The organism is Paenibacillus sp. 01T422, from assembly GCF_056398785.1.
On record NZ_JBFTQB010000073.1, the window covers coordinates 1 to 12,336 of the forward strand.

At 47.2% G+C, this 12,336-nt stretch carries 12 protein-coding genes; 6 read left to right on the forward strand and 6 right to left on the reverse strand.

What is annotated here, in order from left to right:
- The 5 genes from AC1DUA_RS06135 to AC1DUA_RS06155 form a co-directional block, all read right to left on the reverse strand.
- Positions 1–789 (reverse strand): CotS family spore coat protein (locus tag AC1DUA_RS06135; RefSeq protein WP_477498880.1); only part of this gene is annotated, 789 nt, incomplete at its 3' end.
- Between the two features lie 32 nt (positions 790–821).
- Positions 822–1,976 carry a glycosyltransferase family 4 protein gene (locus AC1DUA_RS06140; protein ID WP_477498881.1) on the reverse strand — a complete coding sequence of 385 codons (1,155 nt, stop codon included), beginning with the start codon at positions 1,974–1,976 and terminating at the stop codon, positions 822–824.
- A gap of 49 nt (positions 1,977–2,025) precedes the next feature.
- A complete protein-coding gene (locus AC1DUA_RS06145) occupies positions 2,026–3,894 on the reverse strand; it encodes a hypothetical protein (RefSeq protein WP_477498882.1) in 1,869 nt (622 codons plus the stop codon).
- Positions 3,895–3,921: 27 nt separating this feature from the next.
- Positions 3,922–4,788 carry a UTP--glucose-1-phosphate uridylyltransferase GalU gene (gene galU, locus AC1DUA_RS06150; RefSeq protein WP_477498883.1) on the reverse strand — a complete coding sequence of 289 codons (867 nt, stop codon included), beginning with the start codon at positions 4,786–4,788 and terminating at the stop codon, positions 3,922–3,924.
- A gap of 43 nt (positions 4,789–4,831) precedes the next feature.
- The gene (locus AC1DUA_RS06155) at positions 4,832–6,157 is read right to left on the reverse strand and encodes a UDP-glucose dehydrogenase family protein (protein ID WP_477498884.1); all 1,326 of its coding nucleotides are present in this window, start codon (positions 6,155–6,157) and stop codon (positions 4,832–4,834) included.
- A gap of 260 nt (positions 6,158–6,417) precedes the next feature.
- Between AC1DUA_RS06155 and AC1DUA_RS06160 the strand changes: the two genes are divergently transcribed.
- From AC1DUA_RS06160 to AC1DUA_RS06185, 6 genes are read left to right on the forward strand one after another with little or no spacing between them, the layout of a single operon-like run.
- Positions 6,418–7,194 (forward strand): glycosyltransferase family 8 protein, encoded by a 777-nt coding sequence (locus tag AC1DUA_RS06160; RefSeq protein WP_477498885.1) that lies wholly within the window; start codon positions 6,418–6,420, stop codon positions 7,192–7,194.
- Positions 7,195–7,225: 31 nt separating this feature from the next.
- The gene (gene glf / locus AC1DUA_RS06165; protein ID WP_477498886.1) at positions 7,226–8,347 is read left to right on the forward strand and encodes a UDP-galactopyranose mutase; all 1,122 of its coding nucleotides are present in this window, start codon (positions 7,226–7,228) and stop codon (positions 8,345–8,347) included.
- A gap of 24 nt (positions 8,348–8,371) precedes the next feature.
- Positions 8,372–9,148 carry a hypothetical protein gene (locus AC1DUA_RS06170; protein WP_477498887.1) on the forward strand — a complete coding sequence of 259 codons (777 nt, stop codon included), beginning with the start codon at positions 8,372–8,374 and terminating at the stop codon, positions 9,146–9,148.
- Positions 9,149–9,159: 11 nt separating this feature from the next.
- On the forward strand, positions 9,160–9,939 hold the full coding sequence (locus AC1DUA_RS06175; RefSeq protein WP_477498888.1) for a hypothetical protein: 780 nt from the start codon (positions 9,160–9,162) through the stop codon (positions 9,937–9,939).
- A 13-nt stretch (positions 9,940–9,952) separates the two neighbouring features.
- Positions 9,953–10,723 carry a hypothetical protein gene (locus tag AC1DUA_RS06180; protein ID WP_477498889.1) on the forward strand — a complete coding sequence of 257 codons (771 nt, stop codon included), beginning with the start codon at positions 9,953–9,955 and terminating at the stop codon, positions 10,721–10,723.
- 22 nt (positions 10,724–10,745) lie between these two features.
- Complete coding sequence (locus AC1DUA_RS06185; protein ID WP_477498890.1) at positions 10,746–11,714, forward strand: GDP-mannose 4,6-dehydratase; 969 nt, start codon at positions 10,746–10,748, stop codon at positions 11,712–11,714.
- A gap of 323 nt (positions 11,715–12,037) precedes the next feature.
- Here AC1DUA_RS06185 and AC1DUA_RS06190 read toward each other — a convergent pair whose 3' ends face one another.
- On the reverse strand, positions 12,038–12,253 hold the full coding sequence (locus AC1DUA_RS06190) for a hypothetical protein (RefSeq protein ID WP_477498891.1): 216 nt from the start codon (positions 12,251–12,253) through the stop codon (positions 12,038–12,040).
- Positions 12,254–12,336: the final 83 nt, after the last annotated feature.

The following is a 12,336-nucleotide window of genomic DNA, read 5'->3' on the forward strand; positions in this document are numbered from 1 at the left end:
GTTCCAGTTCCAGTTGGCGTCCTTGTTCATGACCTTGTTTAATATTTTCCGCATATCGCGCACAGGTAAATCTACCGTCAAGGAATCCATATCGTAGACATAGAGCTTTCCATCTTTGCCTACAACCAAATTACCCGCCGCAAAATCTTGATGGCACAGTGTTTTGGTGATCTCTGTTTCCTTCACCCACTGTTCATAATACGGCTGATTCAGCGTCGTAAGCGCTGCTTGCGCTTGCTGCACGAAGGTATCCACATTCGCCAGAAATACACGGTCAAATTCATTTTTATTTTTAACCTGCTGGCGCTGCTCTTTCCAGGCCTTCAGGCGATCCATTCTTGTTTGCAAATCTGATTTCCACTTCGTCAACAAGTAGGAAGGGTAGAAACCATTGGGAGATTCGATCCCCCTGGATGCTCGGTGAAAAGCCGCCATTCCTTTTAGCATAAGAGATAAATCACTATCATTGTTATATTCCGGAGAGCGTCCGTATACGGTTTCAAAAACGACGAAGTATTCACCATTTAGCTTCACATAACCTTGACCCGAACTAGTTTTGATCACAGCAGGCGTATTAACACCATTGGACTTGAGATGGTTAATGGCATGGAGCATGAAATCAATATGGGTTTCATTGAATGGAACCTTCTTCATGATTCTTTCACCCATGTCGGTTTGGATGGACCAGACTGCTTTTTTCCCTTTAAAAGATAAGAGAGAAATATGTTTCACCTTCAAAGGATAGTGCGTCATAACCTTCTTCACTACGTCCGTGAAAGTAGTATCCATGCTGACACCTCCGTAGATGTATGGTCTCAAGCTCATTTTCTTTTATCTGGAGTGTATAAGCTTTCAAGCCGCTTAGCCGCATGCTCGAAACCAAAGTTGCTCTCTACAAGCGCTCTGCCTGCTTTTCCTAAACGCAGCGCTTCGGCAGGATTGGATAGCAGGAATGTAATCGCGTTTACGAATGCCCCTGGATTGCTATAATCATCGATCACTATACCGTTAGCATTCTGCTTTATAATTTCAGCATTCCCTCCGCGATTGGTTGTAATGATGGGAAGTCCTGCACCCATCGCTTCAAAATGGACTCTAGCCAGAGGCTCCTGCCACTGGGAGGAGCAGACGAAAATATCCCCGAGCAGATAATGGATCGAAATCTCACTAGGTGGAACAAAACCTGTGAAGACCACCCGCTCCCCAAGCGACTTGGCTAGCAAGCGAAGGCTTGCTCCGTACTCATCCAGCTGCTCATTATGGAACCACTTACTTCCAATAATGACGAGAACGACATCTTTATGGGTTCTGCTTATCTGCTGGACGGCTTTGATCAGAACGTCAGGACCTTTTGCTTTACTTAATCGGCCTACGAATAAGATGACTTTTTTATTTTCCACGCCAAACTTTTTGCGGAGTTCCTTCCGAAGGGCTTGCGCTTCAGGTGTCCAGATCGGCTTATAATGCTGCAAATTGATACCCGAGTATACCGTCCTCACTTTGCCCCTAGCCGATGGGAAACGGCTGGTAATCGTTTGGCCAATATAATTGGAGATCGACATAATCTTATCGACCGTTCTGATTACAGATCGACCCATCTCCGGCGTAATTTTCCCTTCTCGGAACATCTCGTTATGGCAACTAACAACAAAACGGGCGTTCGGCATAGCTGCCTTATACACAGGCACATTTTTCGGACGGTTAAACACATGGATGACATCATACTTTTGGTTACCAGCGTTCTGTTTGGATAGTTCCCTGGCAACGCCATTCTCATAATCCTCGCGTGGAATCCGTATATACTTGACTCCAGCCACTACTTCCCGATTAGGAAGCTCAGGGTCCGTAATGCAGAAAATGGTGAGGTCATGCCTACTGCCAATATGCGGGGTGACGCCATTGATTAGAATTTGAACGGCACCACCCCTAATAGGCGGAACGGTAAGCATTTCAGTGCAAATGAATGCAATCTTCAACTTTACCACTCCAATCGGTGTTTCTTAGTGGAGGTTTCGATCCTCATGATCACGCCACATTTCTAGACTTACGTGCCACCTTCTTGCCAAACTTGCTCCATACGGTCGATCGGGGCTTAGCCCAGCCTCCTCCTGGAGCTGAGAGTTTCTTCATGCCTGGATTAGGCTGAATTCGCTTTTTCCCTCTTTTGGGCTTCTTAGGAATGACAGCTTTTACCCTTTTCTTCAGGAGCGGTTTTTTACTGTTTAACACTCTCTTTCTCTTACCAGCTGCTTTTTTCAGCATCGTCTTTTTCCTTGGAAGCAGTCTTTTCTTCAGCGCAGCAGGTTTCCTCCGTAACAGTGGACGTTTCACTCGCACAACAGGACTCGGCTGCGGAAGCGGCTGTGGTTGTGGCGGATTCGGATCCACGTAAGGAATATCTCCGGCCATCAGCTGATTGTGCAGGTGTAGGAGCCGATCTCCTTTGACAGGATGGATCGTATGATACATGTAATGATGCATGGCAGCGTGCGCTTCATTCTGCTCAATTTCATGCTCATGCCGCATCACATTCAATCGTTGGTCCCGTGGAAATTCACGGCATTTCCCACCCAGCGCTGCAGCGAATGTAACGAAGAAGAACTCCTCTAATGCCACAACCTGGCTCTCAGAAAGCCATTGATCAACCAACGAGACATCCGCAGCTTTAAGCATCTTCTTAACAATGCCACGCCGGTAAACCTGTGTTGGATTAAAATAGCGGACGAAGTGATCTGTCTGGAATAGGGAGCCCCAACGTCCCCATTCTGCCCACATCGACTGCTTATTCATGTTATCTGCATCCCGTACACTGCGGCTGGTTTGCATATCCCAGCCCATGCAGTCGTAACCTCGCATCGTTTGATCCAGATAACCCTCAAAGCCAGGTTTCACGAAGAGCATATCATCGTCAAGATTCACCAAATATTCGTAGTCCACCTGATGCTCATCCAACCACTTCATGACGTCCCACAGAAAAGGAGCCAGGTGCCCCCATGTCAAGTGGCGGCTGTACTCGCAGATGGCTGCATCCATGCCTTTGCCGAATTGGCTGTCTTCGCCTCCGTTATAGAGCACGATGCCCGCTTCCGGATTGAATTTACGAATATTTTCGATCTGTGCAGCAAGAACGTGCTCATCTTTGTGAGCTAGCAGCGCGAACATGACGCGTTTGCCCTTCGGTTTGCCGCCATAATGGGTCATTCGGAAGTTGACGGCTGCATCATATTCAGCAGTAATTCGATACAAATCGTCCCACTGGGAGCCTGATATATTTTTATAGAGTTCGCCGCCCCCGACACGTCTTGTATGTTTGACAGCGACCTCATCAATAATGGCTAATTTCTGATGCGGATAGCCCAGCAGCTTAGGCCAAACAAAATCAAGGCCCCAGCCCGACTCACTCTTTTTAAACGTAGGCAGCAGCTTCTGGAAAGTCTCTCTAGTGTAAAGTGGAACCATCGGCTCGATAAACTGGGAATATCGTAAATAGTAATTACTATTTTGCAATGTAATGCCATGTCCATAATAGGAGTCCCGCGTTAAGCTCGGCTGTGCTAGATCCAGACCCTGCTCCATGAAAATCTCAAACATCCGATGAATGTCATAAGCATTAGCACTTATATCATCATCCGGCATCCAGATCGCATCATAGTGGTAGATTCCATCCCCAAAGGCTTCAATCGTATCCTTCACCGTAGGCCATTTCAACCCTGGGATTTCATGATAGAAGTCGCAATCGTTCACATACCTTTGTGGCGTATTACCGAAATAACTCAGACAAAGATCGAAGTTTTTATACTCCGCAGGCTGCAGCCATTGCTGATGGATAGAGGTATCGCCCACTCTGCCGATTACAAGAAACCTCTTGTCACCTTTGACTTCAAATCGCGTCATTTCGCTCGCTCCTTTTTAAGCCGATCGTTATTTCTTTTCGATAAACCTTATATAGTCCAAAATCGGCTGTCTCAAATCTTCTCGCTGCACAGCGATATCAAGAATCGCTTTCACGTAACCTAGATGATCTCCAACATCATGCCAGACGCCATTAATTTCACAAGCGTGAACGGCCTCTTGCTCATTCAGCTTCGAGATCGCATCGGTCAGCTGGATTTCTTGCCCAACACCAGGCTCCTGCCCCTCTAATATATTGAAAATAGCAGGAGTCAAAATATATCGACCAATCATAGCAAGATTAGACGGAGCCTCCTGAGGTTCTGGCTTTTCAACAAGCTTCGTAATATTGTAGAAACGGTCGAATAACAGCTGGGCATCGATGATGCCGTAGCTCGAAACATCCTTCGGATTGACAGGCTGCACACCGATAATCGATGTTTTGTAGCGGTCGAAATAGTCCATCATCTGCTTCAGGCAGGGAACATCGGACTGTACGAATGTATCGCCAAGCAGTACGGCAAACGGCTCATCATTAATAAACTTTCTAGCGCACCAGATGGCGTGGCCTAAGCCCTTCGGCTCTTTTTGGCGGATGTAATGGATATCAATCAGTTGAGCCGGCTCCTGCACCTTTTCCAGCATTTTAAGTTTCCCTTTTTGCTGCAAATGGTGTTCCAGCTCAAAAGCGTTGTCGAAGTGGTCCTCCAGCGCCCGCTTGCCTTTTCCCGTCACAATGATGATATCCTCAATGCCTGAAGCAACCGCTTCCTCTACGATAAATTGAATCGTAGGTTTATCAATGATCGGCAGCAACTCTTTTGGCATCGCTTTGGTTGCCGGTAAGAACCGGGTGCCCAGACCTGCTGCAGGAATTATTGCTTTCCGAACCTTCATAATGATCATCATCCTTCTGTGTGAATTGGGATAGGATGAACGATCACTTCATCCTACCGATGCTTTGATAGACGAATCCCTCTTCTTTCATCATATAGGGATTGAATAAATTCCTTCCGTCAAAAAGTACTGGCTGCTTCAGCAAGCTCTTGATACGGCCAAGATCCGCCGATCGATACTGCTTCCACTCCGTAAATATCAACAGTGCATCCGCATCCATAAGTGCTTGATAGGGCCCTGTGAAATACGTGATATTCTCTTCACCCAAAACCTGGTACGCATTCTGCAGGGCAACCGGGTCGTGCACTTGCATCTGAACCCCGCGTTTCCTTAACTGTTCGATGGTCTCAATGGACGGTGCTTCACGAATATCATCGGTTTCCGGCTTAAAGGACAATCCCCACACTGCTATTTTGAGTCCCTTCAAATCTTCACCAAAATGGCTTTCAACCATCTCAAACAACTTCTTCTTCTGCTTATGGTTGACTTTATCAACGGCTTCCAGGATATGCGTTGGAATGTTTCGCTCCGTGGCGCTTTGGATAATAGCCCGTACATCCTTAGGGAAACATGAGCCCCCATAGCCAACTCCAGCCGATAAAAAGTAACTGCCAATCCGATGATCGAGCTCCATCCCTTGACGCACCCGTTCAATATCTGCACCGACAGCTTCGCAAATTCCAGCCATTTCATTCATAAAACTTATCCGTGTGGCTAACATAGCGTTGGAAGCATATTTGGCAAGCTCAGCAGAGGCAATATCCATGTGGACAATAGGAAATCCCTTGCTCGTAAGCGGCAAATACAGCTTCTCCATATAGGCCAAAGCTCTGGGGTTGCTGCTCCCGACAACAATTCGGTTAGGGTTCAAGAAATCATTGACGGCAGCGCCTTCTCTTAAAAATTCCGGATTCGATACAATATCGAATTCCAAATCCGTGAGCCCTCGGTTCTTTAACTGCTCTTCAATGATGCTCCGTATGCGCTCGCTGCTGCCGATAGGTACCGTTGATTTGGTAATCACGATGGCATAATCTCGGATACTTGCGCCAATCTGCTCAACCGCCTTCATCACATAAGTCAGATCGGCAGACCCGTCCTCAGCCGGTGGGGTGCCTACAGCGATGAAAATGAATTGGCTTTGTGCAACAGATTCGCTAATATCAAGCGAAAAGCTTAACCGACTCTCTAGCACATTTCGTTCAACCAGCCGTTCCAATCCAGGTTCGTAAATGGGCAATTGTCCGTTCTGCAAGGCGGATATTTTGGCAGGATTATTATCCACGCAAATCACTTGATGCCCCATTTCCGCCAAACATGCCCCAACCACGAGTCCTACATAACCAGTTCCAATCATGCAAATCTTCATGGCCGCTCTCCCTTGTTGTGTAGAGTTCATTGATGCTAACCGCAGGTGCGGGTAGACATTAATCACTGTCATCTTAAAGTGTATGCGCCTTGTCTTACTACAAACTCGGACGGATAACTAACCCCTAGGAAAAATCAACTCTTACCTACTCGGGAGAGCTTTATTCTGCTTTTCGGGACAAACGTACAAACCACCCTTTCCTTCCGGTAATACAAATATCTAGACGGGTAAAAACCAGTGTGTACGAAGGAGGATTACGCTTGGAAAGAATCCATATCGTCGTGGCTACCAACAACAAGTACGTGAAACACTTAGCGGTGATGCTTACTTCTTTATTCGAACATAAATCATCGAATCGGCCCATCTCCCTCTATGTGATCGACGGCAATCTATCTAGCGAGAACAAGCAGAAGCTTCATAATGCATTGAAATCATTCCAAGTGGAACTTGCTTATCTGACGGTGGAAGACGCTCTCTTTCAGGATGTTGTCGTTCGTTACCATTTGAGTAAAGAAACCTACTATCGGATTGCGATTCCAGCCCTCTTGCCGAAGGATGTCCGCAAAGCGCTTTATTTGGATTGTGATCTCATTGTGAAAGCAGATATTGCCAGCTTGTGGGATGTAAACATTGACAAATATCATCTCGGAGCTGTGCAAATCCCGGGGAAAGTGCTTCGTTTCGAGGAGCTTTCCATCCCGGAAAGTTCTGGCTATTTTAACGCAGGCGTGCTGCTCCTTAACTTGAAAAAGTGGAGAGATAACCAAACCTCGGAGAAAGTTCTACATTATATGAGAAAAAATCCGGAGAAGCTTAAATTCATGGATCAGGATGCTTTAAACGCCGTGCTGCACGAGAAATGGCTGAAGCTGGACCCCAAATGGAACTATCAAGTGCATCGTTCCCATCACCAGCGTTTCGAGCCAGCTATCATTCATTACACAACAGACAAGAAACCGTGGAACAGCTATCACAATCCCAAGTTCAAAGATGAGTATCTCAAATATGCGAAAAAAACCAATTGGAAGCTAGACTAGCAGCGCAGCCCAACGTTCAGGAGGTCAAGTAATGAAAACAGATTGGTTAATCATTGGCGCAGGCTTTACAGGCGCAACGCTGGCAGAGCGAATTGCCTCCCAACTGGGAGAGAAGGTCCTGATTGTCGATAAAAGAGATCATATTGGCGGTAACTCCTATGACTGCTATGACGAACACGGCATACTGATCCATAAGTATGGCTCACATACGTTCCATACGAACTCGAGTATGGTCTGGAATTACCTCTCCTTGTTCACTCCGTGGCGTCCTTACTTCCATGAAGTGCGCGTGGTTATTGACGGCAAGAAGGTGCCTGTCCCTTTTAATCTCAACTCCATCTATGCCTTATTCCCTCCCAAATATGCAGAAAAGCTGGAAGCGCTGCTGATTGACCACTTCGGTTATGGGGTCAAAGTTCCGATCCTGAAGCTTCGCCAAAGCGCAAACGGAGAATTAAGCGACCTGGCCGATTTTATATATCAAAACGTATTTTACAAATACACACTGAAGCACTGGGAGTTAGATCCGGAACAGCTCGCCCCGTCGGTGACCGCAAGAGTTCCTGTCTACATCTCACGGGATAACCGCTATTTTCAAGATACCTACCAAGGACTCCCCAAACACGGCTATACGCCTATGTTCAACAGAATGCTCAACCATCCAAACATTAAAACTCTACTAAATACCGACTACAAAGAGCTCATTGGCGAGATAACATACAAACGAATGATCTATACAGGCCCAATTGATGAGTACTTCGACTATATGCATGGACAGCTGCCGTACCGCAGCATGCGCTTTGAATTCGATACGCTGGATAAGGAGTATCATCAGGAAGTTGGGACAGTCAACTATCCGCATGAATACGACTACACACGGGTTCTGGAGCAGAAGCATCTTACTGGCCAGCAGTCCCCCAAAACAACCATTTCTTACGTATACCCTGAGTCCTATACCATAGGAAAAAATGAGCCTTACTATCCGATTCCACGCGATGAAAACAAGGACCTTTATAAGCTGTACCAAGCGGAAGCCGACAAAATCAAGGATAAAGTGCTCTTTGCCGGAAGATTGGCCGATTACAAATACTACAATATGGATCAGGCCGTAGCTCGTGCATTAACGCTTTTCCATAATGAGATTCAGAAATAAGCGTAGGCAGAGGAGGCTGCATTCATGATTTATATGGCATTGTTAGCCCACGAGGATGAACAAGCATTACGCAATCAAATTCGAAATGTTCGTAAATATAATCCCCAGGATGTCCAAATCGTCTTCTACAACGGCGGACAGGATGCGAATTTCGGTAAAAAGGTTTGCGAAGACGAGAAGGTCATGTACTGTCCCTACAGCCGTCCTTTGAAGCAGCGTACCAGCGGTCGATTCTTCTATGATGTCATGAGATATCTGGAGGATAAAAAGTTGGCTTATGACTACCTGGTTTATTTGGAATATGACATCATGTTTGTCAATACAGGTTTTCGCGAGTACTTGGCAAGTAAAATGGAAGGCTACGACTGCCTGGTCAAAATACTTCGCAAAGAAGTCGATCCGAGGAATGCTTCGTGGGCTCCTGCCAGAGACATGTGGAAGGACTGGGAAAGGTGGAAGAGGATTTTCCAGTCCGATTCCTTCTACCGAACTTCCTCTCCGATGTCCGTTTTCCGTCATGGCATTATTAAACAAATGCTCGCAGGACTGGATAAGAAGCGCCTGGAGCATCTCTTTGATACGTCGAACATTCCTTGTCTGGGTGAGATGCTCTACATTACATTAGTCAAAAAATATGGCGGCAAATGCAAAATTTACGGGGATAACACCAAACGTTTTCTTAGGTTCCGACCCGCTATTACACGGAAGGAAATCAAAGAGGCTAAAAGCCGACCTGAAGTTATGTTCGTTCATCCCGTGAAGGACGCGGAAGTTCGTGATTGGATTTTTAATCAACCCTAGGAGGCTGGAACATGCTCTGTTTTGCACTATTAGCGCATGCCGATGAAAACGCCCTCTACAAACAGATCCGAAACATTCGCAGATATAATCCGAATAATGTACTCATTGTTTTGTACAACGGCGGACAGGATGCAAACTTCGGCAAAGCCCTTTGCAGAAAAATGAAAGTCATGTACTGCTCATACAGCAGGCCTCTGCAGAAGGGGAAGACGGGGCGTTTCTATTATGACGTCATGAGATGGCTGGAGGAGAAGAACGTCAACTACGACTACTTAGTCTACACCGAATATGATGTGATGTTCGTCAATCACGGATTTGAACGAATGGTTGAGAATGAGCTCAGGGACCACGATTGTCTGGTGAAATTGATCCGCCACGAGAAGGACCGGAAGCGCAACTGGTGGATTCCCGGCAAAACGATGTGGAAGGAATGGCACCGCTGGAAGCCCTTCTTCCAGACCGACGATTTCTATGGAACCTTTAATCCGATGCAAGTATATAGACGATCCATCCTTAAGCGGATGTTAGCCATAATCGATACACCTATGCTGGAAGAGTTGTTTAACGCTACGAATGTGTACGCCTTAGGCGAGATGCTCTATATTACTTTGGCCAAAAAGTGCGGCGGTCGCTTGAAAGCTTACCCTAAGCCAAGTGTAGAGTACCTTCGCGTGTACCATCGCATTCGGCTGGAGGACGCCAAGGAGGCCAGTCAGAAGTCTGAGGTCATGTTCGTACATCCCGTCAAGGACGCAGAAGTTCGCGACTGGATTTTTAATCTTAGAAAATAAAGGAGGAAGCTGCATGATTTGTTTCGCTCTATTGGCACACGAGAACGAACCTGCGCTTCGTCAACAAATTAGGAATCTTCGAAAGTATAACCCGCATGCTTTCATCGTGCTTTATAATGGCGGCACCGACAGAAACTTCGGCAAAGAGGTATGTCAGAGCGAGCACATCCTCTATTGTCCATACAGCAGGCCCTTGCGCAGAGGACGGACCGGGAGATTCTTCTATGACGTCATAAGATGGCTGGAAGATATGCGAATTCCTTACGAGTATTTGGTCTATACCGAGTATGATGTGATGTTCATTCACGACGGATTTGAGTCGTTCCTGAGCAATCACATGGAGGACTACGATTGTTTAGTCGAGGCTCTAAAAACAGAGACAACGCCTCACAAAAGCAATTGGACAACCGCTTTGGGCATGTGGAAGGAGTGGGGGCTTTGGCAGCCGTTTTTCCAAAGCAATCACTTCTACGGCACGTTCAACCCGATGCAGGTTTATCGGCATAGTCTGGTGAAGAGCATGCTGGCCAGAGTGAACAAACCGTTGTTCGAGCAAATCCTTGCCAAAACGGATGTCTTTGCGCTGGGAGAAATCCTGTACATGACGTTAGCCATGCAGAGCGGGGCCAGGTGCCAAGAATATCCTAGCAAGATCAGGCAGTGTTTCCGCTATCGGCCGAATATCTCCTTGCAAGAAATTCAAGAGGCTTCACAGAAATCAGAAGTCATGTTCGCTCACCCCGTCAAAGACGATTCTGTACGCGCTTGGATAAGTTCATTATAATCAGGCAACCAAGGAGGAAACCATGATGAAACAAAGGATTCTGGTTACCGGGGGCGCGGGGTTTATCGGAAGCCACCTGGTGGACTCTCTTCTCTTGGATGATAACTACGAAGTGCTTGTGATCGATAACTTTGATGACTACTATGATCGCAAAGTGAAGGAGAAGAACATTCACAACCATTTGCGCTCACCTAGATACGAACTAGTTGAAGCTGACATCCGGGACAGAGCCAGCATGGACCGCGTGTTCAGCGCTTGGAAACCGGATGCCGTCGTCCATCTGGCCGCCAAAGCGGGTGTCCGGCCTTCCCTCGAAATCCCGAGCACCTACGTCGACGTCAATCTTGCGGGTACGGTCAATCTGCTCGATGCTTCAGTCAAATATGGCGTTTCCAAATTTGTTTTTGGATCGTCGAGTTCCGTGTACGGCTTGAATGATAAGGTGCCATTCTCGGAAACCGACCCGACCCTCCTCATCGCCTCGCCATACGGCGCTACCAAAGCCTCGGGCGAAGCGCTGTGCCGCAGCTACAGCCATTGTTTCGGCTTGCCGATTGTCGCTCTGCGCTTCTTCACCGTATTCGGTCCCCGGCAGCGACCAGACTTGGCTATTCATCTGTTTGCCCAAAAAATAGCAAAAGGCGAGCCCATCTCCCTGTTCGGAGACGGCACAACAAGTCGCGATTATACGTATGTAGCCGATATCGTTGCAGGCATCCGCAAATCCATCGATTTCGACCACCCCGGCTACGAAGTGTTTAACCTCGGGAACGACCATCCGACTAGTTTATTGAACCTTGTCACCGTCTTGGAGAATGCAATGAACAAGAAGGCGATCATCCACTGGAAGCCGATGCAAATTGGCGATGTCCCTCGGACATGGGCCAATTTTGAGAAAGCGCACACACTGTTGGGCTACACGCCATCCACGAGCTTGGAGGCGGGAATTGAGCGCTTCGTGCAGTGGCTGGAGGAAGAGCCGCTGGCGTAAGCTGGGCCAGCTTCCTCTGGAAATGAGGAAGCGGCTGACCTATAAGAAGCTCTCCCTCGGTCATTTGATGACTTGTGGGAGAGCTTCTTTTCCTGCGGTTTGAGGGATCACACCATGGACGAATTGTTCATGTGGGAGGCACTTGCTACGCTTGGCGTGCTGGATAATTAACGGGGAATTCTCCGTTAATTTGCTTCCGACAACCATGTGTGATCGCCCCTTGGGATCCTGAGCGCGCATGACGGGGATTAAACCTCACTGAGCAAGTGAGTAGATCGCCTTAGTGGATCGCCCACTTGGAGTTGTGCAATTGAGTAGATAGGTTACTTGTAGTTAACGCCGATTCCTCCTGATATTTGCTGCAAATGTTCCACTTTTACCCAACTAACTAGATTTCCTGGCGCTAATTTTACCAAGTATACCCAAATTTCTTCCGCTATCGACGATTTAGCTGGAGCGTCTACCGTTATTTCCTTCCCAGCCACTAAACTGCTCAGATTAACGGTAGTTTTTCCATCTATCCTAGCTGCGGCGGCCATATCCTAGCTACGGCGCCTTAGTGGATCGCCCCCTTGGAGCTGTGCAATTGAGTAGACAGGTTACTTGTAGTTAACGCCGATTC